Genomic DNA, 26,729 nt, shown 5'->3' with positions numbered 1-26,729 from the left:
CTCTCACCGTCACGCTGCAACAGTGTGACGGTGAGAGTTGTTGGGAGCCTGCGTATTCGACCGGTATTCGGTAGGGATCGACCGGCGGTGAGTGCGGGAGGCGCGGAAGGCCTTCATTGCGAGTGCCACCGCCGCCCACGCCGTGCATGCCGCCGTCACAAGAAGTAACAGCGCCCAGTCGTGGGCAAAGAATCCCACAATCGCAGCGATGGTGAACGCCAGCGACACAAAGACGATGCGACCGGCAAGATCTGTCGAGAGCAGGTAATCGACAGCAGGTTCGTCGGCTGGGTGACTTTCTACCTCGGCGTCGTCGGTGTCGTGCGCGTGCAGTGTTTCCCGGGTGGGGAGATCCAGAAGTGCACCCCACTGCGCCGCAGCGACGGTATGCGGCAGATCCTTCGGAAGGCTCTCAGGCTCACGTGTCTGCGACACGTCGATAAGAGCCCGCGCCAAAGTGAGCACCGCGATCCGATGCTCTGTCGCAACACGGAGCAGCTCGTGAAATGCCTGCTCGGGGCCGTATGGCTTACCTCGCGCAATGACAAGAGTGTGCTCTGCTGCGTCCAGGATCGCGCGATGTGGAACCAATTCGTGACTCTGCGCAACGAGTTCGCTCAATGTCATCACCTGCCCCGCCACGATGGGTGCGCAGTTGTCATGTCAACCGCGTCGTGAAGCAGTCGAATACCCCGGTGGTGGCGAGGACAAACTCGACCCCTGTCTGACTAGGGGTCTAACTGGGGCCGGGTGTGATCAGGGTTGGGGTGCCGGCGCGTTCAACGCACCGAGGCAACTCTCGATCAGATCGGCCACGATGAGCTTGGCTTGTGCAGGGCTGTGAACTCGTCCTTCCCAGGTAGCAAATGTCACGATGGCCAAAACGCTGAGTGTGCCCGCGCGAAGATCCGCGATATCGGCCGGCAACTCCGACGCCGACGCAATGCGCTGCTGAACGTCGCGAAAGGTCGCTGCCTGCAGGTGGTCCCGGATGACCGTCGACATTCCTGGATCGAAGATGGACTGCACCAGAAAGCGCGCGTACAAACTGTGCTCACGTTCGATCGTCTGCTCGGCCAACGGCAGCACCGACGCCTCCACGAGTTGGCGCATGGTCGGCGGTTGCTGTGCGACGTCGATCGCGTTGAGGAGATCGTGTCGGCGCTCCGCAGCCGGCTTCATGCGTGACTCGATCACCGCGGACAGCAAGCCTTCGCGTGAACCGAAGTGGTACTGCGCTGCCGACTTGTTTGCCTGCCCAGCCTCGATCTGGACGTCGCGCAAGGTCAGTGCTGCTAAACCGCGCTCCGCCACCAATCGCTCGGCCGCATCGATCATGGCCGTGCGGGCATCGGTTTTTGTCACGTTATGAAGTTAGGGGTGCGGAGGGGGCGCGTCAACGACCGTCACCGGCAAGCCGACTGTGAAGAATATCCCGTTTGTTTACTGTTATCGGGGGTACCGCGTCAGTTGCGGGTGACAACCACGAACGGTCCCTGCTCGGTGATCGTGAAGCGAGGATCGTCGAACAGCTCCTTGGGGAAGGTGACCGTGTACCGGCGGACATTGGGATCGTTGGGGTAGACGTCCTCGGCCAGGCGCAGGGTGTATCCGTCGGCGCCCTGGCGGAAGACAAATGCGTCGGGGCTGCGCCACGGTGCGGCATCCAATGCGGCAATCAACTCGTCGGGTGTCTCGAGTTCCGACCACTTCTCGATCAGCTCCGCGCGGGCCCGGAAGTCTGCCAACGGATTTGCGTAGTGCGACGTCAATCCTTGGAAACCGAAGTACGGGTAGAAGCTCAGGAAGCCGATATCGGCTGTCAGGACCACCAGATCGTGGGGCTCGCGGCCCAATTGTTCGCGGATGATGCGGTCGATGTCCGCGTAATTCGCTTCGGCTCCCGGCGGGCGCTTGTCTCCGCGCTCGCCGTTTCCGTCGGTATCGCTGTATGCCACAGCGATATCCGGGGCCAGCACCTGCGGGATGTTCTGCGCAAAGGAAATCGCGCCGATGACGCCGAGAGCAACGAGTACTGCTTTGACCCGCGGATTCTCGCTGGTGGCCAACACGATCCAGCCGGCGAACTCGAAGAAGCCGAACACACCTGCCGCGGCGAGGAGCCCGATCAGAACCGGCTCGAGCCGGAATCCGAGAAGAGTGCTGCCGGCAACCGTGAACATCATCGACAACAGGGCCCACAGGTACACGGCGATCACGCCGATACCCAGCGCCCGTGCCCTGCGTGAGAACAGGAACCGGGAAATCAGCCAGATCGTGCCCAACATGCACAGCGCGCCGACGAGTGAGAAGTGCAGCATCGGGAAGGGGAGTACCGCGCCGGAATCCGGGAGGTAATGCATAGCGGTGCCCGACTCGGCGGGAGCGCCCGAGAGCGCTTCGAGCAGGTAGGGAGCCCAGACAGTCAGAGCGACCACGCCGGCGATGACGGCGATGACGACCAGTCGGATCAGTGGTCCTAGTGCGGCTTTCCAGGTGTTCTGGGCGCGGGCTGCGAGAACCGCCGCGACGATACCCATCAGTGTTACCGCAAACGCGGCAAATCCGAGGTACAGCGTGTAGACGGTCGCTGCGTATCCGAGGAACAAGCCGGTGCCGAGAACTGCTCCCGCTCCGGCAAACCGGGACGAACCCGGGCGATCGAGGGCGCCCCAAGCGAGGATGAGCACCGGCGGAATCAGGAGGTTGACGACGGCGCCGTACGCCTCAGGGGAGTTGTACGCCAACACAACCGCGGTAACGGCCAACGCCGCGACTACCGCCCAGTCGCGTCGAATGAGCTTGGTCCACAACACGAGTGCAATCACGGCGACAACGGCGATCGAGCCGATCGCATAGGGCTTGAAGGCTTCCCAGCCGTCCATACCCAGCAGATTTGCGACGCGTCCACCGACCCAGAACCAGCCGGCCGGGTAGAACGGCGGGAGATCCACATACGTCATGTCTTGCAGCGCAGCGGAATCCGTGAGCCGGGTCAGGTATTCGGTGCGGAATTGTTGATCGACCGAAACCCCGTGCAGATACAGCGTGGTTGCGGCGAGAGGGAGTCCGAGCGTCGTGGTGACGAAGCCCGAAAGCCCCGCCCACGAGAGGAGCTTTGCAGTTCGCTGCGCTTTGCGGGCGCGGAACATCAGCACGGCGACGCCGATCACGGCGATACAGACAACCTGCAAGACCGTCGTGACGGCTTGAGTGACATTCGACGACGTGAACGCCGGCCAGTCGACCCGGCTGAACGCGAACAGTCCGACAGCGGCGACGACGACCGCTACCAGTGCCGCGAGCGCCATTTCCACCACCGTCGCCGCGGCATTACGCCACGGCGACGGGGAGGCAGTTGTCAGAGCTGGTTCAGCTGTTGTCTGTGACACGAAAAAGAGCTTAGACGGGCAGCTTCCGGAAGATAGGTCGCGGCACGTGGCGCAGAGCCATCATCACGAAGCGGAACGGGCCCGGTGCCCAGACAATTTCCTTGCCCTTGTCCGACGCTGCAACAGCAAGCCGCGCGACGTCTTCCTTGTTGACGGTCAGGGGTGCTTCCTTGACGTGGGCGCTGAACTTGGTGCGCACCATGCCCGGTCGAACCACCGTTACGCTCGGGCCGAACTCCGCCAAAGCCTCGCCGAGGCCCAGATAGAAGCCATCGAGACCGGCCTTGGTGGAGCCGTAGACGAAGTTGGCGCGCTTCACGCGCTCACCGGCAACCGACGACATCGCAATGATCTTGCCGAAGCCCTGAGCCTTCATCTTCTCGCCGATCAGCACGCCGACGGAGACTGCCGCGGTGTAGTTGACGTTTGCGACCAGGACAGCCTTGCGCTGGTTCTGCCACAGCTCCTCGGCGTCACCGTCCAAACCGAACGCAACGATCGCGACATCTACGTCGCCGCCGGCCCATGCCTTGTCGATGACGTCGGGGTGGCTGTCGAACTTCACAGCGTCGAAGTCGACGACCTCAACCTTGGTGGCGCCCTTGGCTTCGAGGCCCTTGACCGCGGCATCGGTGCCGGGATCGCCGGGCAGCGTCGCCAGAATGATGCGCAGCGGCGACTTCTTCAAGTACTCCTCGCACATCGCGAGGCCGATCTCGGACGTTCCACCGAGAAGCAAAACAGTTTGCGGGTTACCTACAGCGTTGATCACAGTTCCAGCCTTCTGGACATATCGGAGGCGAAAACGCCTGTGGGGTCGTACTTTCGGCGCGTCGCCATCCACTCGTCGATGCGCGGGTACATGGAATGGAAGGTCTCTGCGGACGTCCGCGAATCCTTGGCCGTGTACAGGCGTCCGCCGAATTCGAGGACTCGCTTGTCGAGTTCGGTGACAAATTCGTTGAGGCCCGGCTTGATGCGGAAATCGACGCAGATGTTCCAACCCGGGATCGGGAAGCTCAGAGGAGCCTGATTGCCCTCGCCGAACAGCTTGAACACATTCAGGAACGAGTGATGACCGCTGCGCTGAATGTCGACGATGATCTTCTTGAACTCCTCGACAGCCTCCGGCGGAACCACGAACTGGTACTGCAGGAATCCATTGGATCCGTAGGCGCGGTTCCACTCCCCGAGCATATCGAGGGGGTGGTAGAACTGCGTCAGATTTTGGGCCTTGTCGCGGTACGTCGCGGACTTGCGGAACCATGCCTCGGTCATTGCGCCGAAGATCAGCTTGTTGCCCAGCCCATTGGGGAGTCCGTTGGGAACGGTGAGAAGTTGGGGCGCGTCGAACCGGAGCGGGTCCTTCTGCAGCTTGGTCGGAAGCTGATCGAGCTTTGCCAGACTGCCCCGCGAAATAGCTGCCCGGCCGAGCTTCGGCGGCGCGGACATCGCGTCGAACCATGCGGATGAGTAGGTGTAGTTGCCTTCGCTACCGTCGCTGTGGAAGGCGATGGTCTCGTCAAGGCTGTTGGTGACATCGCCGTCGGCGATGAAATATGCCGTCTCGGTCGGCGTCATCTTGATGGTGGCCCGCAGGATGATGCCCGTCAGGCCCATACCGCCGATCGTGGCCCAGAACAGCGCAGCCTTGGGATCGTTACGCCCGCCCTTGGGGGTGAGGGTGCGAACCTTGCCGTCAGCCGTCAGCAGATCCAACGACACGACGTGGTTGCCGAAGCTTCCCGCGCTGTGGTGGTTCTTGCCGTGAATATCGGAACCGATGGCGCCGCCGATCGTGACCTGGCGCGTACCTGGCAGCACGGGAACCCACAGGCCGAACGGCAGAGCAGCCTTCATCAGCTGATCCAGGTTCACCCCGGCGTCGACGTCCACCAAAGCGGTGTCACGATCGATGCGATGAATACGGTTGAGCGCATTCATATCGATGACCAAGCCGCCTGCGTTCTGCGCCGGATCACCGTACGAACGGCCGAGGCCGCGCGCGATGACACCGCGTCGCAAATGCGACGGCTTGGACTCGTTCTTCTCCGCAACCTGGGCGACCGCACTTGCGATCACTTCCACGTCGGGGGTGGACAACACCTGTGCGGTGGTGGCGGCGGTGCGTCCCCAACCGGTGAGGGTGCGGGCTTGGGTGTGGAGAGCCTGCTTGGGCGTCTCTTCTGCTGTCGTGGACATCAACGTAGAGGTTACCTGGGAGTACAGCCGGACGGCTTGGGCTGGAGTCGTTACGCTCGTCGTCGTGCCCGAAACGCCTGCGAACCACCAGCACGAACCCCACGTCCCTCTGCCGGTGGAGATTCCCGTCACGACGGACCTCGCCGATGACGCTCTCGACCTGAAAACGCAGATCGTCCGGTTTGTTGCGACGGGCGGGTTGTCGGCGATCGTGGACTACGGGCTGTATGCGCTGCTCCACGCGTTGGGGCTGTCGTACACCGCAGCAAAAGCTCTGAGCTTCGTTGCCGGTACCACCACGGCGTATCTGATCAATCGCCGGTGGACGTTCAAGGCCGAGCCGTCGCGCGCCCGGTTTATCGCTGTTGTCGTGCTGTACGCGGTGACCTTTGCCGTTCAGGTCGGGCTCAACGCAGTGATGTTGCATGTGCTCGCCGACGAATGGTGGCGCATGCCTCTGGCGTTTGTCATCGCGCAGGGCACCGCAACGGTCATCAACTTCATCGTCCAGCGAGCTGTGATCTTCAATATCAAGTAAGAGTTGCAGCAATTAAGGGCTGTGTGAATTAAGGGCCGCGTGAATTGGCGCATTCGTCCCGTTCTTGAGGGAGAATGCAGGTCATGATCATCGTCCTCGACTCCTCCGCCTTGGTCCGCGGCGCACGGTTCGACAATTCCGTCGCCGACGCCAAAGCTCGCGGACTCCGCGTTGTGGTCCCGCGCCTCGTTGCCCTCGACGTCGCAAATCGCTACCGCAAGGAATCCGCGGACATGATCGCCGCTCTCAGCGTGCAAGCGCGGATGTACGACCGACTCGGTCTACGCCGGGACCTCACCCGATTCATCGACGCCGCCCACGACAAAGCGGACAGCTATGTGCAAGATCTGGTCGACGATCTGCAGGGAATCGGCATAGAGGTCATCGACCCTGTCGACGTGCCGCACCTACTTATGGCCGAACGCGCGATAGCGATGCAACGGCCGTACGTCGACAAGAAAAAGCGTGACGGCTACCCCGCGACACTGAACTGGTTGACCCTGCTCGATCTGGCCGATCGGAATCCCGGCACCGAAATACTGTGGGTCAGCGATGACACACGGGCGTTCGGTGACACGCAGGAAGCGTCGTGGCATCCGGATCTACTGCGCGAACTCGACTCACGTTGGTTGGACAGCCGCGTCCGATGGGCGCTGGAATTCCCCGTCTTCGACGGGCCGGCGCAGGTTGAGGCGACGTTTGTTGAGGAGCGGGTTGTCTTGCCGGAGCTTGTCGAAGTGCCCGAGCCTGTTGAAGTGCCCGAGCCTGTCGAGGTGGCTGAGGTTGTGGTGCGCGAGGTTGTCGTTCGCGAGGTTGTGGAAGTCGCTGAGTCGGTTGGATATGCCGCGCCGGCTGCTCCTGTTCCTGCTGCGCCGGTGGCACCCGCTCCTAAACCGGTACAACGTGCAGCCCGCACCCGCGTTGCACCCCAGCGCATTCCGCCCGCACCCAAGCCGACGTCCGGTGGACTACGCAACCTCGGGAAAGTGATCGGTGGGCGGAAGCGAAAAGTCACTATCGTCGAAGATCTTGACGAAGTCGACCTCGCCGGAAACTGACCGCCCTTAATCTAGGCGGATGTCCCTGTCTCCGATAATCACTCGCCGAACCGGCACGCGGTTCGGCAGCCCGAGTACCTCGTCGCGGATTCTGTACAACGTGTGTCGCGCGATGGTGCGTCCGGTTGTCGGAGTGGCGCCGTTGACATACGGCGCAATTCGGCGCGCAGCGGTATTGGACTCCGCGGCACGGATGCGAATTCCGTCGGGAATCGATCGAGAGATGATTCGTTTTCCTGATTCCGGCGGGGGATCGGGCTTCGACGGAGAACTGGTGCGCACAGCCGGTTCTACGGCCGATATTCGCGACGGAGCGGTTTTGTACCTGCACGGGGGCGGCTTCATGTGTTGTGGCCTCAACACACATCGTCCAGTGGTTGCGAGCATTGCCAAGCGGACAGGTTTGCCGGTGTTGCATGTTGCATACCGGCAGTTGCCGTACACGAGCATCAGTGGATCGGTTGATGATTGCCTGAGCGCGTATCACTGGCTTCTCGCGCAGGGCGGATTACCGGAAAAGATTGTCTTCGCCGGTGATTCGGCGGGCGGATTTTTGGTGTTCGCAACAGCGTTGGCGGCGGCTGCCACTGATCTTGCGCCTGCAGGGTTAGTTGGCTTGTCGCCATTCCTCGACCTGGACTGCACCGCAAAATCTGCACACGCCAATGCTCGACGCGATGTCATCGCCCCGGTTTCTGCCTTGACAGCAATCGGTTCGTTGGGCGGCGTAATGCCGTCGCCGGTCGACGGAGACCTTGCAGGGCTTCCGCCGTCGCTGCTGATAGCAGCGGAATCCGAAGTGCTCAGAGTGGACGCGGAACTGATGGCGCAACGACTTTCGATAGCCGGTGTCGAATGTTCACTGCAAATCTGGGACGGGCAGATTCACGCATTCCCAGCGGTGTGGCCGAGTCTGCCCGAAAGCCGTGCAGCTCTCCGTGACGTCGCAACGTTTATTCGGGCGCGCATCGCCTGAGTCTTGACGGTGTTCATCTGACGCTCGTCTTGCCGGAGTTTCTTGTCGGACCCTCGGAATAGGGTGTGGTGCAAGTTCGAACCGGGGGGTTCAGTGAGCGATATTGCACCAGATGACGGGGGTCATCGCCAGTTGGTCGATGTGTTGTCGTGCGCTGCCGAAGAATTGGTGCAGTGCTCGTCTGCGGCGTTGACCGACGACGGAATCATCTCTGCTTTGCGAGATCTCGAGCGAACAGTTCGGCTGATCGATGCTGTTGGTTATCAACTCGTGGCCGAAGGAATGGAACGTAGCCTGCACGTGGGGCAGGGGCTTCGGTCGCCGAATCAACTGCTCGTGCAGGTTCTCCGTATTTCTGCGTCGGACGCATCACGGCGTGTGCGGGCGGCACGGTCTGTGGTGCAACAAGTTTCGGCCTTCGGGGAGCAGACTCCCGCGGTGCTCCCCGAAACCGCTGATGCAGCACGTGACGGGGATATCGGCCGTGATCACATATCGGCGATCGCGGATGTCATGCACAAAGCGCCTGCGGCACTTGATTTCGAAGACCGACAAAGCCTCGAAATGGTGCTCGCCGAATACGCGCGCACGGGCACTCCGGAAGGAGTGACGGCTGCTGGCATCGAGGCATTGGCTTGGCTCAACCCAGACGGTGAACTAACCGATGACAGGGATCGGCGACGTCGGCGGTACCTCAGTGTGCGCAGACAGGACGCAGATCTGATGGCACGGATCTCCGGTGAGCTCGATCCGGTTGCAAAGGCACAACTTGATGTTGTGCTGGCCAAATGGGCGAGACCAGGGATGAACAACCCGGATGATCCGGAATCACCTGGCGGGGACTGCTCTGAGGTGGGCGAGTCGGCAATTGCGGCAGCCGCGTCACGTGACACACGTACCGCCGGTCAGCGAAACCACGACGCATTTTCAGCGCTGTTGAAATGTGTCCTCGACGGAGGTGTGCTGGGCAACCATCGCGGCCTTCCCGCGACAGTCATCGTCACCATGACATTGGAGCAGTTGGAGGAATCGATCGGCGGCGTGGCAACCACGGCAACCGGCGGTATTCTGCCGATTCGGGACGCGCTCGCGATGTCCGAGAAATCCCATCCGGTGTTGGTTCTCTTCGATCATGACGGCCGCCCGCTGCATTTCGGTCGTGGGAAGCGCCTCGCGACTGTTGATCAGCGCCTGGCACTTATTGCAGCTGACCGGGGATGTACGCGGCCCGATTGCGACGCACCGCCCTCGCGGTGCGCCGTCCACCACATGACCGAATGGAATGATGACGGACTCACCGACATCGAAAACCTCACACTCGTCTGCGACAGCTGCCACAGCTTGGTCAAAAAGGGCCCGCAGGGCTGGATCACCAACGCGCGGAACGAGAACGACGGGTACACCGGAAGAACGGAGTGGACACCGCCGGCGCATATCGATCCGGAACGGCGGCCTCGAGTGAACTCCCGGCACCATCCACGAGAATTGCTGGAACGAGCGCATTCGATCATTGCGTGGCGCAAGAAACTACATCGAGGAGACCCGAATCGGCAGAGACGGTCTTCGAGAGAGGATCAAGATCCTGAGCCGAATTGAAGAGCTTGATACAGGTCAACGTGGCAGTTCAACGCGGCGGTCCCTCGTCGAGGACGAGGGAATCTGACCGCTGTTGGCCTTGCGCGTCGAACCAGATCAGGTCGACCGTATCGCCAGGGTGACGCATGCTCATCGCGATATTCAGGTCGGACGTCGAGGCGATAGGAGCTCCCCCGAAATTCGTGATCACGTCACCTTCGGTCAACCCGGTAAGCTCTGCTGGCGAATCGAAGCTCACTGCAACCACTTCCGCACCAGGCGGGGAGCCCACGTGATCTTTGACTGCTACGCCGAGCACCGGCGTGGGGCCTACACGTACCGTCTCCGAGGAGCGACCACTGAGTACTTGGTCGACAATCGGAAGCGCCGTGTCGATCGGGATCGCGTAAGACTGCGGGGCGGGTGAGACTTCCGTTCGATCTTCGATGGCGATGGCATTGCCGGCGCTACTGACTCCGATCAATTCGGCAGCAGCATTCACAAGTGGTCCGCCGGAATCGCCGGGCCGGATGTCGGCATTGACCTCGATGAGGCCCTTCAGCTGATTTCGTGAGCCATCCGTCGAATTGCGAGTGTTGACTGTGACCCCGAAACCGGTGATAGTGCCGAGCGCAGGAAGTGGAACTCCTTCTCCATCGGCATTTCCGATGGCGGTAACGGGATCGCCTCGCGCGGCTGTCTGTGAGCTTCCCACGGTGGCAACTGGAAGGTCGGACGCTCCGACGAGCCGGAGTACTGCGAGGTCTTGGCCGCTGTCGTAACCGAGTACTTCTACGTCGTAGATCAGTCCATTGGACATGTTCACGGCCGTGATTTCGGTGCCACCGCTGATCACGTGATGGTTGGTCAAGACCACCCCGTCCGGAGACAGGACAATACCTGTTCCTGCCGTGGTGGTGAACCTGGCGGACGAAGTGATGGTGACAATGCTGGAGACGACCCGCGCGACCAGTTCTTGTGGCGTCAGCGAAATCGCAGGCGGCGGCGGGGTGGTGGTGATGACCGTGACGGGTGACTGGGCGTTCGGTTGCAGTGAGCTCGGTTGCAGTGAGTTCGGTATTAGTGAGCTCGGTGTCAGCGGCGGCGCGGCCAGCGTGAGACCACCGAGTCCCAGGACGAGCAGTACGGCGAGCCACAGGCCCCGTTTGGTGCCGCGGCTACCACTGTCTTCGCTCATCCGTGGACCCATGTCGTCGGTGTACCCATGTCGCCTGTGTACCCATGCCCGTCGGTTACCAGTACCGGTGTATCTATTTTGGTGCAGATTACCGATTCGGCGGTGGTGCGGTCACAAAACGGGGCACTAGAACCTGGGCGCCTAGAATCTGGGCGCCTAGAATCTGGGCCCCTAGAACCTGGGCAATAGTCCTTGCGTGCGAAGTGCCTCGAGTGATGGTGCGGCACTATCTTTTGCAGACAGTTCATAGGCCAGGGGGTGACCCGCCCGGTCGGTTGTTGGCCAGGCGATGTTCAGTTCCGGATCGAAAGGGTCGAGGTCGCGGTCGAATTGCGGGGAGTATTCGATGCTGCAGAGATACATGACGGTCGATCCGTCCTCGAGGGACAGAATGGCGTGCCCCAGGCCTTCGGACAGGTAGACCGCTTTGCGGTCGATGTCGTCGATCAGGACGGAATCCCATTCGCCGAATGTCGGGGATCCGACGCGCAGGTCGACGATCACGTCGAGGAACGCCCCTTTGACGCAGGTGACGTACTTGGCTTGCCCGGGAGGTGTGTCGGTGAAGTGGATTCCGCGCAGACTGCCCGCTGCAGAAACCGAGCAATTAGCTTGCGCCAGTTCGAGGTTGCGGCCTGTTGCGGCCGTGAATGCTGAGCTCTTGAACCATTCGAGGAAAACGCCGCGGTTGTCTCCGAACTGTCGGGGAGTGATTTCCCAAGCTCCGGAAATTTTCAGTTCGCGGATGTCCATGTCACCATTCCTTGCCGTGTTCGAGTAGGGCGAGGAGGTAATCGCCGTAGCCAGATTTACCCAATGTTTCCGCTTGGGAGCGCATTTGGTCGGAGGTGATGAATCCCTGCCTCCAGGCAACTTCTTCGGGTGAACCGATTTTGAGGCCCTGACGATGCTCGATTGTCCGCACGTAGTTGGCGGCTTCGAGAAGGGAGTTCGAGGTGCCGGTGTCGAGCCAGGCAGTTCCACGGGGGAGGATATCGACTTGTAGACGACCCGCATCGAGGTAGTGGCGATTGACGTCGGATATCTCGAATTCGCCTCGGTCGGAGGGCTTCAGGTCTCGCGCGATGTCCACAACGTCGCTGTCGTAGAAATACAGTCCGGGTATGGCGTAGTTCGATTTCGGGGATTCCGGCTTTTCCTCGATGGAGATCGCGCGTCCGGCGTCGTCGAACTCGATGACCCCGTAGGCAGTGGGATCGGAGACCCAGTAGGCGAAGATCGCCCCTCCGTCGATGTCGGAGAATCGCTTCAACTGGGTGCCCAGACCCGGACCGTAGAAGATGTTGTCGCCCAAGACAAGTGCAACAGATTCGCTCCCGATGTGTTCGGCGCCAAGGACGAATGCTGTTGCGAGTCCGTTCGGTTCGTGCTGGATCGCGTAGGTCAGATTGACCCCGAATTGGGAACCGTCACCGAGTAGGCGCCTGAATTGTTCGGAGTCGTGCGGCGTGGTGATGATGAGAATGTCGCGAATGTTCGCCAACATCAGGGTGGAAAGCGGGTAGTAGATCATCGGCTTGTCGTAGATCGGCAGCATCTGCTTGCTCACTCCGAGAGTGATCGGGTGCAGGCGAGAGCCTGTGCCGCCGGCCAGAATGATTCCACGCATACGTGCAGTGTCCTTCACGTGCGCATATCGAAGCAAACGCATCGGGAACCGATGGGCAAACGGATCGGGCACTAATGGGCAAAGCGGTCAGATCCGACGAGCAAACCGGTCAGGCGCCGACGGGCGGTAAGGTTCGAAGGGTTCGGCAAGCTTGAGGAGATGAACGTGCGACTGCTGGTCACCGGGGGTGCCGGGTTTATCGGCGCCAATTTTGTTCACCAGACGGTGACTTCGCGTCCGGGCGTCGAGGTTACGGTTCTCGATGCTCTCACCTATGCCGGTAATCGGAGCTCACTTGCCGAGGTGGAGGATCGTATCCACTTCATTCACGGTGACGTCGCCGATCAGGGCTTGGTGGACGAGTTGGTATCGCGATCCGATGCGGTGGTGCATTTTGCGGCGGAGAGCCACAACGACAATTCGTTGAGTGATCCGGAACCGTTTATCCGAACCAACGTGATGGGCACGTTCTCGCTGCTGCAGGCTGTTCGGGCGCATGAGGTTCGGTATCACCACATCTCGACGGACGAGGTGTACGGCGATCTTGAACTGGATGACCCGACGCGATTCACCGAGTCGACGCCGTACAACCCTTCGAGTCCGTATTCGGCGTCAAAGGCGTCGAGCGATCTGATTGTGCGGGCATGGGTGCGTTCGTTCGGGATCGAGGCAACGATTTCCAATTGCTCCAACAATTACGGCCCGTTTCAGCATGTCGAGAAGTTCATCCCGCGCCAGATCACAAATCTGATCGACGGTGTGCGTCCCCGGTTGTACGGGGAAGGTCGCAACGTTCGCGATTGGATTCACGTCGACGATCACAATCGTGCGGTCTGGGACATCCTGGAACGAGGCAAGTCGGGCGAAACGTACCTGATTGGCGCGGATGGTGAAACGGATAACCGGACGGTGATTGCAGCCCTGCTCGAGATTTTCGGGCGCAAACCAGACGAATTCGACTTTGTCACTGACCGTCCAGGGCACGACATGCGGTACGCGATCGATCCGTCGCGAATTCAACGGGAACTGGGATGGCAGCCGTTATATCGCAATTTCCGCAGTGGATTGGAAGCCACCGTGGAGTGGTATCGCGACAATGAACAGTGGTGGCGTCCACAGAAGGCTGTCACCGAGGCAGGCTATTCAGCTTCGGAAGCTGTCGTGGACTGAGCGGCTTACTGGACTTGTCAGCTCAGGCTTTGCTGGGAGCGGGTACCCGGGAACGCTCGTGCACGAGAGCGTTGCGCAGGACCCGCGATCCCGAGAGCGCAGCCACGACGCCGGCAAAGACTTCGCAGAGGGTGAAGAGCAGCCTCGACGCCAGCGCGAGGCCGAGCGCGACGCCCGCATCCATGAACGGCGAAAGCGCCGCGACGATGACGGCTTCGCGGACACCGATTCCGGACGGGACGACAAATACCAGGACGCCCGCGCACATACCGAGGGCGAGAGCCCCGATGCATTGGACGAGCCCACGAATTTCGAATCCCGCCGAGCTGGACGCGAGCAGCCACAGTTGGATGCCGTAGAGCACCCAACTAGCTGCGCACCAACCCAGCGCGAGGGCTATTTTGTGCATTGTGAGCGGTTTGTGCAGGGGTGCGCGGCGGAGCAATTTCAGCGCGAGGTTCACCAAACGGGTGAGGACGGGTGGGTACGCGCAGACCAATGCGATCGGTACCAGGATGATCACGCCGACCGCTGCTACCGTGCTGACCTCGAACAGAGCAGGTAGACCGAAGAGTCCCACGACCAACGCCGAAGTTGTACTCAACCCGACCGTGACCAGCACTGCGACAAAGCCTGCGGCCCGGGAAACGCCGGCGCGCCTCACGAGTTCCGTTTGCAGCACAAATGCCCACACACTGCCGGGAAGGTACTTGCCGAGTTGGCCGACCAGATAAGCGCGGGCAGCGTCGAACGCCGGGATCGGTTGTTCCAGGGCACCGAGTGCGTGTTGCCAGGATCGCACTGCGGCGCCCATGCCGAGGAAGATGAACAGCGACGACGCAGCGAGCGTCCACCAGTTCAGTTCGGTGATCGTGCTTTTGACGGCGGCCCATTGGGACTTCACCGCAAAAATGATTGCAATGACGATCGCGACGGTGACCAGAACTTTGAATCCGTTGACGAGCAGTCCGCGCAGAGTGTTCGGCTTCGCGGCTGGCTCGACATCGTCGACCGGCATTTCGGGTTTGGGATGTTCGGATTCGGGGGGTGTACTCACGCGCCTGAAACTTCCCACCCGTTCGTCATTTGCCTGACGATACCAACCAGGGTTCTCCCAGCTACACAACGAGTGGTTTGTCGGCCCGTTCGCGCCACCAGGTGAAGGCGTCGCGCAGAGAATCCGGGAAGGCGGCTAAACCGTCGAAGCTTCCGGCGGCGTAGATCGCCGCAACTGCCTCGATAGCTTCTTCGGAGATGCCCGAACGGCTCATACCGATCCGGTTGACGCCGTGCAGTGACACCGGATTGCCGAAGGCCTTGGCAAACGGAGGAACATCTTTGACCACCACGGTTCCCATTCCGATCATGGATCCGGATCCGATGACGCGTCGTTGATGAGCGACGGTATGCATCCCCAGATTGACGCCGTCTCCGACGCTGACATGCCCGGCGAGCGTAGTCCCGGACGACACGACACACCGGTCACCGACCAGAACGTCGTGTTCGATGCCGACACGGTTCATCACGAAGCAATCGTCACCGATTTCGGTGCGTCGTTCGCTGCCCTGGTGGACGGTGGTCAGTTCACGGATTGTGGTTCGGGCGCCGATGCGGATTCCGAGGCCGGCGCTGTCGGACCACGAGGTGGGATGGTGTGCGCCGAGGATCTCCGGTGGTGCTCCCAGCACGGCTCCCGCCCCGATCCAGCAGTCGTCGCCGATGTCGAGTGGACCGGTCAGGACTGCATTCGGTCCGATCGTCACACCGGTTCCGATCAGTACTTCGGCGCCGACCAGGGCGGTGGGATGGATATGGCAGTCAGGACGTGAAGACATGCGTGTTCCGGAATCCTCTCGAAGTATCGAATTGCGTTTCGATACGCTTCGTTGGTTGTCGGAGTATTTCGTTCCGACGACAGTCGAATGAATCTATCGGAGGTAACTCAGTGATCGCGATATCCAGTATCTCGTTCGGGGAAGAAGTCGAGCGCGAGGTGCTGGACACTCTGCGATCGGGGATCGTCGCGCAGGGCCCCAAGGTCAAGCGGCTCGAGGACGAGTTCGCGGCTTTGGTCGGTACTCGTCATGCGGTGGCGGTGAACAACGGCACCACGGCGCTGATCGCGGCACTTCAGGTTCAGGATCTGCAGCCCGGTGACGAGGTTCTGACCACGCCGTTCACATTTGTTGCCACGTTGAATGCGATTCTCGAGGCCGGTGCGACGGCCAGGTTCGCCGACATTTCCGAGTCCGATTTCAATCTGGACCCCGCTGCCGCTGCAGCCAGAATCGGCGATCGTACGAAGGTGCTGATGCCAGTCCACCTGTACGGCCAGTCGGCTGACATGGGGGCGTTGATGCCGTTGGCCACGACGCATGGCCTGACCGTCGTCGAGGATGCCGCTCAAGCTCACGGTGCGACATTCGAGGGACGCGGCGCCGGCAGTTTCGGGTTGGGCTGCTTCTCGTTTTACGCGACGAAGAACCTCACGACCGCCGAAGGCGGAATGATCACCACTGACGACGACGCGACAGCCGACCGACTTCGTGTCCTGCGTAACCAGGGTATGCGGGCTCGCTACCAGTACGAGATGGTCGGCCAGAACTACCGGATGACCGATCTACAGGCAAGCTTGGCGCTGCCGCAGATGGCGACGTACATGCAGCAGGTCGAGGCGCGTCGACGCAATGCGGAAACCTTACGAGTCGGTTTGAAAGATGTCGACGGGCTGATCCTGCCGGCTGAGCTGTCCGGCCGCGGACATGTCTGGCACCAGTTCACCTTGTTGTTGGCCGAGGACGCACCGATTTCTCGCGACGAATTGAGCGAGCGTCTCGCAGCGAAGGACATCGGCAGCGGGATCTACTACCCCAAGGCTGTGTACGACTACGAGTGCTACCGCGAACATCCCCGTGTGGTGATCGAGGACACGCCGGTTGCGACGTCGGTGGCGTCGCGGTGCTTGAGTATTCCGGTCCACGCGGCATTGTCCGCCGGAGACGTCGATCAGATCGTTGCCGCAGTACGCGGCGCTATGGAGGCCTGAAAATGACCACGAGCAAGCCCCGTATTGCCCTTGTCGGCTCCGGTCAGATGGGTTCGCTGCATGCGCGTGTCATCGCGCAGTCGGCTTTGTGCGAGTTGGAGTTGTTGATCGAGCCGCGCGAGGAACAGGGCAAAGCTGTTGCGGAGCGGTTCGATACGCGCTGGGCTGCGGATTTCGACACACTCGACGGTATCGACGCTGTGGTGATCGCCGCAGCCACACCGGCCCACTACGAGTTGGCCGGACGGGTTCTCGATCTGGGTAAGCCCGTTCTGGTGGAGAAGCCGTTGGCCGCGACATACGAGCAGAGCGTCGACTTGGTCGATCGTTCACGCGCGTCCGGTGTTCCGCTGATGTGCGGTCTCCTCGAACGCTTCAATCCAGCTGTTCGCACTGCACGCGAGTTCTCCGGCGATGTGTGGCAGGTTAACGGTATTCGTCACTCTCCGTTCGTTTCTCGCATTCCGACGGGCGTCGCGACAGACTTGTTGATTCACGACATCGACTTGGCTATCGGATTTGCCGGTTCGGAGCCGAGTTTGGCTAAAGGCGAGTTCGGATACTTCCATCCGACTTCCGTGCAGAACCGGTCGGAAGATTGCGCCGACGCTGTGCTGCGTTTCGATTCGGGTGCGGTGGCGACTATTTCGGCCAGCCGAATCAGCCAGCGCAAGATCCGCCAACTGTCATTGCTCGAGGCTGATCGACTCATCGAGATCGATCTGCTTCGTCGCGACATCACGATCTACCGTCACATCGACGACAACATGCCCACCGATCGGGACGGCTACCAGCAGCAGACGGTCATCGAGATTCCGACGATCCGTTACAGCGAGGAGCCGCTGGCAGCGCAGTTGACGCATTTCCTCGGGTTGGTGCAGGGAACGGGTGATGCGGACGGTGAGCGGGCGTCAATTCTGCCCGCTCACCGTGCGGTTCACGAAGTCACGGAATCTGCGCTCGCTGCGACGCTTTCTTCCTGATTGCGCCGCGTTCGGAACGCCCAGGCGCCTTGAGACAAGGCGACCAGTAGCCCGACGCCGGCGATGCCCCATCCGAATGTGCTTCCAGGCGGGGCGAATTCGATGGTGAGTGCCGATCCGGCGTCGGCGCTCGGCGGTAGATCGACTTGCAACAAGCCGCCGGGGCTGGCCTTCGTTTCCACCGACTGCCCGTCTACGGTTGCGGTCCAGCCGGGCCAGGCGAGCAGGGCGAAGGTGACCGTGCCTGATCCGGTGTACTCGACGGTTTCCCGGGTGTCCGTTGCGGCGGCGTCGCCCTGAACATCGAGTCCCGGTGTGGTTGCGGAGACACGACCGTCCGGCCACTGGTGATCGGTGGTGCGGCGGCCGACCGTGACGACGCGATCGGGCGAGACGGTCCAGTGGCTCTCGGGAAGGGCGTCGAGTGCGTTTTTTCCACCGTACGGTCCGGAATTCTGAACGACGACGGTATCGATGCGCATCGCGTCGAGCCAGGACACGCCGGTGCCCGGTGACTCGGCGAGTAGTCGATCGACTGCGTCGGGGCACTGGACGCCGCCGTAGTAGTTCAGGCACAGGGCTTGAACGAAGTCGTTGTAGCTGATTCCCGCGTAGCTGTTTACGGCGTCGACGCCCGCAGGCTGCCAGGCATTTCCGAACAGCAAATCTCCCCACTGTCCGGTTTGGTTGTCGAGCGGAATGTTGACGGGATCGGCGATGGCGAAAGTTGTTCCTTGGTATCGGTCTTCGAATTTCGACTCCAGGAACGCGATCTGCCGCGGGAACTTCCACGGTGTGACGTTGTAGTTTCCGGTGAACCAGAAGTTTGTCTGGGCACTGAGCACTACGACGATGCCGGCCGCGAGTGCACCTGCCAGGTAGCGGGGTTTCCGGTAGGCCACGATCAGAGCGACGGCCGTCAGAACCACGGTGATGAGCAGCGATGCGAAGTGAATGCCGATGTCTTCGGGGACATTCGACCAGGCGAGATAGAACTGGAGCGCCAACAATCCTGCGGTGATGATCGATCGCGCGCGGATTCGATCACGCTGCAAGCCTGCGGACAGAGCAACCGCCGTGACAACGATGGCGGGCAGTTGGCCGTATTCGAGAAGTCTTGCCGGCCAACGGAACAGCCACAGATTCGACGGGCCGAGAAGCAGCACCACGTAGATTCCGCCGAAGACGAAGAGCGAAACACTGTGACGCCCCAGCGTCTTGAGCGAACTCCATCGAATCCAGGGAGCAAGCGGGATCAGGAACCAAGCCAGGTAGACCAGGGGAATCGTCATGGCAGGTGATGCAAATGCCGTGACGTACGGCTGGTTGGAAGGTCCTGAAACGTTGATCAGATCACCGAGATCGGGGCGTAGCGAGCCGTCGTTCGCGATGCCGGACTGCGTGCGCACGGATACGCCGGTGGTGAACAGAAGTGGCAGGTACACGATCAGCGACATCATGATGATCGCCGTGGCACTGATGAGAAGTGACCGGATACTGCCTGCCCGTTTGATCGCGATGCATTCCGCGATGACGGCGATATAGACGACAGCGACCCCAACCGCTCCGTACGGGTTGCCGGTGGTCATCGCGAGATAGCCGAATGCGATCGGTACCAGCGGATTCACGCGCCCGAGTGCACTGGCCCGCGTCGACCACCACACGTGAGGGATCCACGCGAAGGCGATCAGTCCGGATGCCCAACTGGAAGCGTCGAAGTAGAGCGTGTAACCGGCGAATGGCATGGCAAATCCGGCGATGAATGCCATCGACCGGTTTGCGCCGTACTGCCGAGCCACGAGGTAGACACCGACGGCAAGTATCGCCATGAATTGCATTTTGACGAGCGTGATCCCGATGCCGAGGTTCGGAATGAGCGCGATGGCAACCGAATCCAGAAGGATCACGGGATTGTATGTCCCGTAAAGGGCTTCGGCGGTGACGTTTCCACCGGCCCACAATTCGGGAATGAGCGTCGGCCACGAACCGGACAGAATTCGTTCGCCGATCGTGTGCCATCCCGGCGTGAAAGCTGCTGCACTGTCGTCCCAGTAGTAGAACCAGCGATTGGAAATCAGTGGGATTGCCGCGACGATCGAAACCAGAGCGGCGAGCAGAATCGGCGGCACTACGCGTTGAGCAAGCGGCAAGTCAGATTTCACGATGTGCTTTCGTCGTCGAGTCGATGGCTGTACTCCGGAGCCCGGGGCGTGCCCTGTCCCTCAGAGCCCTGTTTCTCGGAGCCCTGTTTCTCGGAGCCCATTTCCTTGGAGCGTAGTATTCCGACGAGTTCGAACTGCAGTCGGGGAAGAAGGAGATCGGCACGTGGCGACATCGCGGACGGAACCCGTTCGTGGGGAATCAGCTACGCCGGAGCTTTCGGTGGTCATCCCCGCATACAACTCAGGTGAGGTACTGGAGTCGACGGTGCGACAGTTCGCCGAGTACTTCAGCGCCAACCCTGCCAAGAGCACCAACCCCGTCGAGATCATCGTCGTGGAGAACGGTTCCACGGATAACACTGCGGACGTGTGTGCCGCGTTGTCGGCTGCCTGGTCCTGGCCGGCCGTGACTTTCCGTCCCATGACCAGTGACAAAGGCATGGGTGCGGCACTGCGCGCGGGAATCATCGCGTCACGGGGAGAGCGTGTGTTGCTCACCGCGGACGATCTGCCGTTCGGTTTCGGCGACATCGAAGGCGCGAACCGTGTGATGGCTGATTTGGGGTCTGTTCCTCCCGTGGTCATCGGTTCGAAGGCCCACGCGGAATCCGAGGTGCAGCGTGGCCTGTTGAGAGCGATCATGACCGGTGGATTTGCCACCCTTCGACGAGCCATATTGGGTACCCGGACGGGTGATCCGCAGGGAACGTTCATCGTCGACGGCACCTTGGTGCGCCAGATCGCGCCGGCTTTGGCCGAGCGAGGTTTTCTGTTTACGACGGAACTGGACTACGCGCTGGAATTGGCGGGCGTGCGCCCTGTGGAGGTTCCGATTCGTCTCAGTGACGATCACCTCGCGCATGCAAGCCGGATTTCGCCCAAGGACGTCATTCAAATGGCAAACGGATTGTTGTCGCTTCGCCGGCGAAAGAAGGAGCTGGCCGCTGTGGCCGGCCAGGGGTACCGCGGGTAGAACCAGCGTGGCCTGGTGCTTGCGGCAGGGGTGAGCGGGTTCGCGATACCCTGCGAGGTGTGGATACCGTGAAAGTGACCGATGGCCAGTCCGACACCGGGCAGTCCGACAGCGGGGTCGAGTTGATCGAACATCGTGCGAGCTCGGATCGCCTGGTAGCGCAGCGCACGTTGTTCACCGGAACCTCTCCCGTCGCCAGTGACGAGTTGTACGCCGTAACCAAGGTCGGCATGTCGACACGATCTCGGTTCGAATTGCGACTTCAGCCCGGAGCTGTTGCGCACACCAATACTTTCTTCGGTCGATTTCCGGCCAGCTACTGGCAGCGGTGGACGGCTGTCACCGAGGTCACCGTCACCGCGCGCGTCGTAGCCGAGACGGCCTGCCGCGTTCAAATTCAGGCGTCCGACATCGGTGGTCACCGTCGTATCGTGACCAATGTCGTTGTTACCGGAACCGAGCAGATTTCCATGACGGCGCCTCTCGACACTTTTGTCGACGGCGGCGCGCTGTGGTTGCAGTTCGAAGCGCAGGGCGGCGGCGCAGTTGTCGACGACGTCGAATGGTCCGTCGTTTCACCGAAGCTGATCCGGCCGGTAGCGGTAGCGATCTGCACGTTCAACCGCGCCGACGACTGTGCGCGCACCGTCGAGGCTCTTGCGTCCGACGAACGCGTGTTGGGGTTGCTCGACGCGTTGTACGTCGTCGATCAGGGCACCGATCCGGTGGAAAGCCGTGAGCTTTTCCAGGAAGTGTCGAAGAAGTTCGGATCGCGTCTGCAGTACCTGCGGCAGGCGAATTTGGGCGGTGCCGGCGGTTTCACGCGAGGACTGTACGAGGCTTCGGAGGCCGGACCGCACTCCGACGTGATTCTGATGGACGACGACATTCTGTGTGAACCGGAATCGGTCCTTCGGCTGAGTGCGTTTGCGAACATGACAACGGAACCGGCCTTGATCGGCGCTCAGATGCTTTTCCTGTTCAATCCCGACTACTTGTTGGCTTCGGGTGAACGCGTCGATCTGGGCACCCTTCAGCGCGGTGTGCCGACCGACGAGCACGGAGTCCGTAACCGGAGCGTGCTCGAGAAGCTGCCGGAACGCCGAGTGGACGCCGAATACAACGGCTGGTGGACGTGCCTGATCCCGGCTGAAGCCATCGAGCGCATCGGATTGCCCCTGCCGGTGTTCTTCCAGTGGGACGACGTCGAGTACAGCCTGCGCGCCGGGCGGGCCGGAATTCCGACCATCACGTTGCCGTCGGCTGCCGTCTGGCATGCGGACTTCTACTGGAAGGACGTCGACGGTTTTGCCCACTACTTCAGTACTCGCAACGGTCTGATCACCGCGTCACTCGATCCGGGTTTTGCGCCGAAGACACTGGCCAAGCAACTGGCCCGGGATATTTCGCATTCGATCGTCGGTTTGCAGTACGGCCTCGCGCACACACAAATCCGGGCGATCGAGGGATTCCTCGAAGGCCCGGCGGGCCTGGCCGACGGTGGGCAGAAGGCGTTGGCGACGATCAACCAGGAGCGAAAGCGGTTCCCGGAGACGGTGACTCGTCCGGCGTCTGAGTTGCCGGGAAGGCTGCCGATTCGCCGCGTTGCGCCCAGTCCCAAGACCGGCCTGTGGACCGATCTCGTTCTTGCGAAACGCGCTGTGATGCAGGCTCGCAACCAGCTCGAGCGGGGTCCGGTGGCGATCTCCTACGAGGATGCGCAGTGGTGGCACGTCGGACGCTTCGATCATGTCTTCGTGACCGACGCTTCGCAGGGTGGCGTGCGTGAACGCCGCTTCGACAGTGAGACGGCTGCCGAGATGAGTGGTCGCCTTGCCGGCGTGATCAAGCGATTCCTGGCCGAAGCACCAAGTGTCGCTGAGGCATTCGCCCGGGAGTTCCCGCAGCTCACCAGCCGCGAGAACTGGGCTCGCCTGTACGAGAAGTGACTCTCACCTGACTATCTTGGCTATCACCTGTTCGTTGTCGAAGGTGTAACCGACGTACTCGAAGGAGATGCCGGTGCGTGTGACGTATTCCGTCCACGCCCGGTATTCGTGGTTCTGCCACCCGGGGTAGTTGAAGAATTCGTCGAACACGATGATCGATCCCGGGACTAGGCGGTCTCCCAGGAGATCGAGCACTGTTTTGGTCGACGAGTAGAGGTCGGCGTCGACGTGCAGGAACGCCACGGTTTCACGTTCCTGATCGAGGAATGTCGGTAACGTTTCCTCGAAGAGTCCTGGAACGAGTTGTGCCCCAGGTACTTCGGGGAGAGATTCCTGGGCGAACTCACCGGCCGGAAATCCGGTTCGCCATGTTTCCGGTAGCCCGGAGAACACGTCGAAGCCGGCAACGATGCCATCACGTTCGTGAAATTCGTCGGCGATGATCTTCAGAGTCGTTCCGGATGCGACGCCGAATTCGAGTGCCATTCCTGGAATCTCGACCAAGTTCAGTGCGTGTCGCAGTGTGTCGTGAGGATGACCGAACGTCTGCGCCACCCGCATGTGTTCCAGGATGAACGACGCGCTCGACGCGGTTGCTTCCAAATCGACTGCGTAGGCAAGGTCGCGGCGTTGGCGGAATTCCAGTTCGTCGATTCTGCTCCGAAGGCCCGCGATATCTTCGCGGGCCCCGGCCAGTTCGTCGTGCGAGCGCGTTAGTTCGTCGAGAATCTGCCGTGTGCGCTCGGCATTATGGCGGTCGGCGTTCTCGATCACCTCGGATACCGCACGCTGAAGCTTGGTCCTGGCGCTGGAACGGAACTGCTCGAACATGGCAACCTCTCGTCGGGATCACTCCCATGCTGCCAGGGTTCGGCCGCTACTGCCTTCGGCCCCGGTAATGATCCTTGATGCGGCGGGAGAGCACCTTGATCTCTCGCGTGCGTTCCGCCTGCAGACGGGCGTCGCTGCGTGCGGCGTTCCACGCGTTCTCCCGCTGTAGTTTCCGATAACTTCTGAGTCTCCGCTCGTCGATATCACCGCGTTCGAGTGCGCCCACGACCGCGCACCCAGGCTCGGAGTTGTGTGCGCAATCGGAGAACCGGCAGGCCGAGATCAGTTCCTCGATCTCGGGGAACGTCTTGTCGATACCCTCGCCGGCGTTCCACATGCCGACGCCCCGCAGCCCCGGAGTGTCGATGAGCGTCCGGCCGCCGGAAAACGGAATCAGTTCTCTTGTCACGGTGGTGTGGCGTCCTTTGCCGTCGCCGGCCCGCACCCGGCCTGTTTCGAGTACGCAGCTCGCGGCGGTATCACCGAGGAGCGCATTGGCAAGAGTTGATTTGCCGGCGCCGGAAGGACCGAGTATCGCCACGGTGCCGTCCAGAACTGCGTCGAGTATGTCCATTCCCTCGCTGGTTTCGGCGCTGACGGCGAGCACTGTTGCGCCGGGTGCGACGGCGGAAACTTCGATAAGAACGGCGGAAATGTCAGGAGCTGCATCGGTTTTGGTGAGCGCGACGACCGGTGTTGCGCCGCTTTCCCATGCGAGTGCGAGTAGTCTCTCGATGCGCCCGAGGTCGACGTCGCCGTCCGACGCCGTGGTGATGACGACGGTGTCGACGTTCGCGGCCAGTATCTGACCTTCGGACTTTCCGGATGCGGAGGACCGAACGATGCTGCTCGATCGTGGGAGTATCGAAGTAACCGTGGGTGTTTCGGTCTCACTCGTGGTGTTGACGGGCGTGGTGTTGGCGGGCGTTGTGTTGGCGCGCGTGACTTTGGAGACTGCAACCCAGTCGCCGGTACACAGCGAATTGCTGCCACTGAGTGCGCGGACGGTACCGGTCGCGACGGCAACGTCACACTGGCCGCGGTCCACGCGTATGACGCGCCCAGGTTCCGTGTCAGGTGAATTGACAAGCAGTGCGTCGAATGTTTCCGAAAGTGTTGCGTTCCAACCGTATTCGGTCAGTAATGTGCTGTTTTCTGGCATGGTGAAGGTGTCCTCGAGTACGAAGAATCGTGAGTATTGACGGTGCGATAGGTGCAGAACACGACAGTCATCAATACTCACTCCTCGAAAATCTCAGGACGCACCATGCGTCGGTGCAGAATCGTCTCAGACGGTGGCAGAGCGGTGCAACCGAATTAAATTAACTCGGGCGCTCGAACTTCTCTTCCCGGCCGAGTTTGCGCAGTCGCATCCACTCGCGCAGACCTGCGGGATCGCGCCGCGTGATCAGGAAGTACCAGCCGAACCGAATCCATTCCTGCGGAAGCAGTTTGCGCATTCCGGGCTGTGCAAGGATGTACCCACGGTTGCGGTAGGTGAAGAAGCGCTTCGTATCGTTGTCCGGGTATTGCGTGTGCATCCGCCCGCCGAGAATCGGCTTGAATTCCTCGGCGCCGTTGGGATGTACGTAGGCGGTCTTCAGGCACGTGCCGAATTTCAGGCCGGATCGTACGAGTCGACGGTGCACTTCCACTTCATCGCCGCGGACGAACAACCGAAGATCCGGAACACCGACAGCGTCGATGGCGTCGGCGGTGAACAATGCGCCGTTGAAGAGGGATGCGATCCCCGGCAGAAGGTCCTCGTCGCCGAGTTCGGAGGTGTCGAGTTCGCTACGCAACCGACGCCACGAGGTGCCGCGGCGCAGGGGGAACGCCAGGCGGTCGGGATCGTCGATGTCGCAGACGACGGGGGAGACCTCGGCAAGGTCATGTCGCAGCGCGCAGGCAAGCAGGGTTTCGAGGACTTCGGGTCCCTCGGGGCGACCGTCGTCGTCGGCGAGCCAAACCCGGTCTGCGCCGAGTGACAATGCATACAGAATGCCCAGGGCAAATCCTCCGGCACCGCCGAGATTGTGCTTCGAACCGATGTAGCTGGTGGGCAGGGAAGCGCCTTCGACCAGTTCACGCACCGCGTCTTCGTCGGCATTGTCGACGACAACGAGGTGATCGAGCGGCCGGGTCTGTGTGCTGAGCACCTTCAGCGATTCGGCGAGCAGTTCACGACGCTTGTGTGTGACGACGACCCCGATGATCTTCTCGGGTGTGCTCACGCGGGCGTCTCCCGTTCCATGTCTCTGATCACGTGGCGGACATGTTCGGCGGCGTCGTCGCCCTCGTAAGCACGGACGACGTCTTCGATGTCACCGTGCATGCGGATCTGACCGTGGTCGATCCACATCGCGCTGTTGCACAGTTGGGCGAGGAACTCGTTGGAGTGGCTTGCAAAAACCAGGATGCCGGAGCGTTCGACCAGTTTCTGCAGGCGTACGCGGGCCTTTTTCATGAATTCCGCGTCGACGGCGCCGATGCCTTCGTCGAGGAGCAGAATTTCCGGGTCGATGCTGGTGACAACACCCATGGCGACGCGCACGCGCATGCCGGTGGAGTAGGTGCGCAGTGGCATCGAGAGGTACTCGCCGAGTTCGGTGAATTCGGCGATCTCATCCATTTTCGCGAGCATCTGCTTGCGAGTCTGACCGAGGAACAGGCCCCGGATGATGATGTTCTCGTAGCCGGAAATCTCGGGATCCATACCGACACCGAGATCGAAGACCGGGGCGACGCGACCACGGATGGTTGCCGTTCCGCGGGTCGGTTCGTAGATCCCGGAGAGGAGTCGCAACAAGGTGGACTTGCCGGCGCCGTTATGGCCGACCAGTCCGATGCGGTCGCCTTCTTTGAGGGTCATCGTGATGTCGCGGAGAGCTTCGACGACAACAACATCGGAGTCGTTGCGGCCGATGGATCCGCCGGCCTTACCGAGGAAAGCCTTCTTGAGCGAGCGGGATTTGGCGTCGAAGATCGGGAAGTCGACGCACGCGTTCTGCGTGTGGATGCTGACTGGCTGACTCATGTGTTTTTC

24 protein-coding genes are annotated in these 26,729 nt (G+C 61.2%); 9 read left to right on the top strand and 15 right to left on the bottom strand.

From position 1 onward, the window contains the following. Positions 1 to 9: 9 nt before the first annotated feature. From FEZ60_RS20840 to FEZ60_RS20820, 5 genes are all read right to left on the bottom strand, one after another. Positions 10 to 627: an ANTAR domain-containing protein gene (locus tag FEZ60_RS20840; RefSeq protein WP_242484738.1), complete on the bottom strand. Its 618-nt coding sequence runs from the start codon at positions 625 to 627 to the stop codon at positions 10 to 12. 129 nt (positions 628 to 756) lie between these two features. Continuing rightward, positions 757 to 1,365 carry a TetR/AcrR family transcriptional regulator gene (locus FEZ60_RS20835; RefSeq protein ID WP_239654673.1) on the bottom strand — a complete coding sequence of 203 codons (609 nt, stop codon included), beginning with the start codon at positions 1,363 to 1,365 and terminating at the stop codon, positions 757 to 759. A gap of 101 nt (positions 1,366 to 1,466) precedes the next feature. Next, the gene (locus tag FEZ60_RS20830; protein ID WP_172936955.1) at positions 1,467 to 3,311 is read right to left on the bottom strand and encodes a galactan 5-O-arabinofuranosyltransferase; all 1,845 of its coding nucleotides are present in this window, start codon (positions 3,309 to 3,311) and stop codon (positions 1,467 to 1,469) included. A 91-nt stretch (positions 3,312 to 3,402) separates the two neighbouring features. Beyond that, positions 3,403 to 4,164 carry a decaprenylphospho-beta-D-erythro-pentofuranosid-2-ulose 2-reductase gene (locus tag FEZ60_RS20825; protein WP_033235147.1) on the bottom strand — a complete coding sequence of 254 codons (762 nt, stop codon included), beginning with the start codon at positions 4,162 to 4,164 and terminating at the stop codon, positions 3,403 to 3,405. Then, on the bottom strand, positions 4,161 to 5,594 hold the full coding sequence (locus FEZ60_RS20820) for an FAD-binding oxidoreductase (RefSeq protein WP_092805617.1): 1,434 nt from the start codon (positions 5,592 to 5,594) through the stop codon (positions 4,161 to 4,163). Before FEZ60_RS20820 ends, FEZ60_RS20825 begins: the two co-directional genes overlap by 4 nt. Before the next feature lie 64 nt (positions 5,595 to 5,658). Here FEZ60_RS20820 and FEZ60_RS20815 point away from each other — a divergent pair, with 64 nt between their 5' ends. The 4 genes from FEZ60_RS20815 (at position 5,659) to FEZ60_RS20800 (ending at position 9,762) form a co-directional block, all read left to right on the top strand. Further along, a complete protein-coding gene (locus FEZ60_RS20815; RefSeq protein WP_172936890.1) occupies positions 5,659 to 6,132 on the top strand; it encodes a GtrA family protein in 474 nt (157 codons plus the stop codon). Between the two features lie 83 nt (positions 6,133 to 6,215). Then, a complete protein-coding gene (locus FEZ60_RS20810) occupies positions 6,216 to 7,190 on the top strand; it encodes a PIN domain-containing protein (RefSeq protein ID WP_045066365.1) in 975 nt (324 codons plus the stop codon). 19 nt (positions 7,191 to 7,209) lie between these two features. Beyond that, a complete protein-coding gene (locus FEZ60_RS20805; protein WP_172936889.1) occupies positions 7,210 to 8,166 on the top strand; it encodes an alpha/beta hydrolase in 957 nt (318 codons plus the stop codon). A 93-nt stretch (positions 8,167 to 8,259) separates the two neighbouring features. Further along, entirely contained in the window at positions 8,260 to 9,762 is a 1,503-nt protein-coding gene (locus FEZ60_RS20800) for an HNH endonuclease signature motif containing protein (RefSeq protein ID WP_258957014.1), read from the top strand. A 28-nt stretch (positions 9,763 to 9,790) separates the two neighbouring features. On the opposite strand, the gene FEZ60_RS20795 is transcribed toward FEZ60_RS20800, so the two are convergent. From FEZ60_RS20795 to rfbA, 3 genes are all read right to left on the bottom strand, one after another. Next, complete coding sequence (locus FEZ60_RS20795) at positions 9,791 to 10,939, bottom strand: trypsin-like peptidase domain-containing protein (protein ID WP_172936888.1); 1,149 nt, start codon at positions 10,937 to 10,939, stop codon at positions 9,791 to 9,793. Between the two features lie 171 nt (positions 10,940 to 11,110). Further along, on the bottom strand, positions 11,111 to 11,692 hold the full coding sequence (gene rfbC / locus FEZ60_RS20790; RefSeq protein ID WP_033235142.1) for a dTDP-4-dehydrorhamnose 3,5-epimerase: 582 nt from the start codon (positions 11,690 to 11,692) through the stop codon (positions 11,111 to 11,113). 1 nt (position 11,693) lies between these two features. Then, complete coding sequence (gene rfbA / locus FEZ60_RS20785; protein WP_033235232.1) at positions 11,694 to 12,569, bottom strand: glucose-1-phosphate thymidylyltransferase RfbA; 876 nt, start codon at positions 12,567 to 12,569, stop codon at positions 11,694 to 11,696. Positions 12,570 to 12,734: 165 nt separating this feature from the next. Between rfbA and rfbB the strand changes: the two genes are divergently transcribed. Beyond that, positions 12,735 to 13,739: a dTDP-glucose 4,6-dehydratase gene (rfbB, locus tag FEZ60_RS20780; RefSeq protein ID WP_172936954.1), complete on the top strand. Its 1,005-nt coding sequence runs from the start codon at positions 12,735 to 12,737 to the stop codon at positions 13,737 to 13,739. 22 nt (positions 13,740 to 13,761) lie between these two features. Here rfbB and FEZ60_RS20775 read toward each other — a convergent pair whose 3' ends face one another. Next, positions 13,762 to 14,757: a lysylphosphatidylglycerol synthase transmembrane domain-containing protein gene (locus FEZ60_RS20775; RefSeq protein WP_033235141.1), complete on the bottom strand. Its 996-nt coding sequence runs from the start codon at positions 14,755 to 14,757 to the stop codon at positions 13,762 to 13,764. A gap of 100 nt (positions 14,758 to 14,857) precedes the next feature. After that, positions 14,858 to 15,574, bottom strand: a complete 717-nt coding sequence (locus FEZ60_RS20770; protein WP_172936887.1) for a DapH/DapD/GlmU-related protein — start codon at positions 15,572 to 15,574, stop codon at positions 14,858 to 14,860. A 110-nt stretch (positions 15,575 to 15,684) separates the two neighbouring features. On the opposite strand from FEZ60_RS20770, the gene FEZ60_RS20765 reads away from it, so the two are divergent. Beyond that, positions 15,685 to 16,785, top strand: a complete 1,101-nt coding sequence (locus FEZ60_RS20765; RefSeq protein ID WP_172936886.1) for a DegT/DnrJ/EryC1/StrS family aminotransferase — start codon at positions 15,685 to 15,687, stop codon at positions 16,783 to 16,785. Between the two features lie 2 nt (positions 16,786 to 16,787). Beyond that, positions 16,788 to 17,768, top strand: coding sequence for a Gfo/Idh/MocA family oxidoreductase (locus FEZ60_RS20760; protein WP_033235138.1), 981 nt, complete (start codon positions 16,788 to 16,790; stop codon positions 17,766 to 17,768). On the opposite strand, the gene FEZ60_RS20755 is transcribed toward FEZ60_RS20760, so the two are convergent. Then, positions 17,723 to 19,930, bottom strand: a complete 2,208-nt coding sequence (locus FEZ60_RS20755) for a hypothetical protein (RefSeq protein ID WP_172936885.1) — start codon at positions 19,928 to 19,930, stop codon at positions 17,723 to 17,725. The two genes, FEZ60_RS20760 and FEZ60_RS20755, sit on opposite strands and share 46 nt — an antisense overlap. Positions 19,931 to 20,093: 163 nt before the next feature. Here FEZ60_RS20755 and FEZ60_RS20750 point away from each other — a divergent pair, with 163 nt between their 5' ends. Together FEZ60_RS20750 and FEZ60_RS20745 are read left to right on the top strand one after the other, a co-directional pair. After that, on the top strand, positions 20,094 to 20,903 hold the full coding sequence (locus FEZ60_RS20750; protein ID WP_172936884.1) for a glycosyltransferase: 810 nt from the start codon (positions 20,094 to 20,096) through the stop codon (positions 20,901 to 20,903). Positions 20,904 to 20,971: 68 nt separating this feature from the next. Next, on the top strand, positions 20,972 to 22,852 hold the full coding sequence (locus FEZ60_RS20745) for a glycosyltransferase (RefSeq protein ID WP_317819756.1): 1,881 nt from the start codon (positions 20,972 to 20,974) through the stop codon (positions 22,850 to 22,852). Positions 22,853 to 22,855: 3 nt separating this feature from the next. Here FEZ60_RS20745 and FEZ60_RS20740 read toward each other — a convergent pair whose 3' ends face one another. The 4 genes from FEZ60_RS20740 to FEZ60_RS20725 all read right to left on the bottom strand — a co-directional run bounded on the left by FEZ60_RS20740 (position 22,856) and on the right by FEZ60_RS20725 (position 26,720). Continuing rightward, complete coding sequence (locus FEZ60_RS20740; protein ID WP_033235135.1) at positions 22,856 to 23,683, bottom strand: TylF/MycF/NovP-related O-methyltransferase; 828 nt, start codon at positions 23,681 to 23,683, stop codon at positions 22,856 to 22,858. A gap of 46 nt (positions 23,684 to 23,729) precedes the next feature. Beyond that, positions 23,730 to 24,845 carry a ribosome small subunit-dependent GTPase A gene (gene rsgA / locus FEZ60_RS20735; protein WP_172936883.1) on the bottom strand — a complete coding sequence of 372 codons (1,116 nt, stop codon included), beginning with the start codon at positions 24,843 to 24,845 and terminating at the stop codon, positions 23,730 to 23,732. A 160-nt stretch (positions 24,846 to 25,005) separates the two neighbouring features. Beyond that, entirely contained in the window at positions 25,006 to 25,917 is a 912-nt protein-coding gene (locus FEZ60_RS20730) for a glycosyltransferase family 2 protein (RefSeq protein WP_095887660.1), read from the bottom strand. Further along, on the bottom strand, positions 25,914 to 26,720 hold the full coding sequence (locus FEZ60_RS20725; protein WP_033235133.1) for an ABC transporter ATP-binding protein: 807 nt from the start codon (positions 26,718 to 26,720) through the stop codon (positions 25,914 to 25,916). The genes FEZ60_RS20730 and FEZ60_RS20725 overlap by 4 nt, the downstream gene beginning before the upstream one ends. Positions 26,721 to 26,729: the final 9 nt, after the last annotated feature.

The organism is Rhodococcus sp. MS16 (assembly GCF_013277795.1).
Classification (GTDB): Bacteria; Actinomycetota; Actinomycetes; order Mycobacteriales; family Mycobacteriaceae; genus Rhodococcus_F; species Rhodococcus_F globerula.
This window is presented reverse-complemented; position numbering and strand designations above follow the sequence as displayed.

Excerpts from the sequence above, each read along its gene's own strand:
- FEZ60_RS20820 (WP_092805617.1), bottom strand. The coding sequence starts at position 5,594 with ATGTCCACGACAGCAGAAGAGACGCCCAAGCAGGCTCTCCACACCCAA.
- FEZ60_RS20740 (WP_033235135.1), bottom strand. The coding sequence starts at position 23,683 with ATGTTCGAGCAGTTCCGTTCCAGCGCCAGGACCAAGCTTCAGCGTGCG.
- FEZ60_RS20725 (WP_033235133.1), bottom strand. The coding sequence starts at position 26,720 with ATGAGTCAGCCAGTCAGCATCCACACGCAGAACGCGTGCGTCGACTTC.
- FEZ60_RS20770 (WP_172936887.1), bottom strand. The coding sequence starts at position 15,574 with ATGTCTTCACGTCCTGACTGCCATATCCATCCCACCGCCCTGGTCGGC.
- FEZ60_RS20810 (WP_045066365.1), top strand. The coding sequence starts at position 6,216 with ATGATCATCGTCCTCGACTCCTCCGCCTTGGTCCGCGGCGCACGGTTC.
- FEZ60_RS20775 (WP_033235141.1), bottom strand. The coding sequence starts at position 14,757 with ATGCCGGTCGACGATGTCGAGCCAGCCGCGAAGCCGAACACTCTGCGC.
- FEZ60_RS20760 (WP_033235138.1), top strand. The coding sequence starts at position 16,788 with ATGACCACGAGCAAGCCCCGTATTGCCCTTGTCGGCTCCGGTCAGATG.
- FEZ60_RS20830 (WP_172936955.1), bottom strand. The coding sequence starts at position 3,311 with ATGGCGCTCGCGGCACTGGTAGCGGTCGTCGTCGCCGCTGTCGGACTG.
- FEZ60_RS20795 (WP_172936888.1), bottom strand. The coding sequence starts at position 10,939 with ATGAGCGAAGACAGTGGTAGCCGCGGCACCAAACGGGGCCTGTGGCTC.
- rfbC (WP_033235142.1), bottom strand. The coding sequence starts at position 11,692 with ATGGACATCCGCGAACTGAAAATTTCCGGAGCTTGGGAAATCACTCCC.
- FEZ60_RS20840 (WP_242484738.1), bottom strand. The coding sequence starts at position 627 with ATGACATTGAGCGAACTCGTTGCGCAGAGTCACGAATTGGTTCCACAT.
- rsgA (WP_172936883.1), bottom strand. The coding sequence starts at position 24,845 with ATGCCAGAAAACAGCACATTACTGACCGAATACGGTTGGAACGCAACA.
- FEZ60_RS20805 (WP_172936889.1), top strand. The coding sequence starts at position 7,210 with ATGTCCCTGTCTCCGATAATCACTCGCCGAACCGGCACGCGGTTCGGC.
- rfbA (WP_033235232.1), bottom strand. The coding sequence starts at position 12,569 with ATGCGTGGAATCATTCTGGCCGGCGGCACAGGCTCTCGCCTGCACCCG.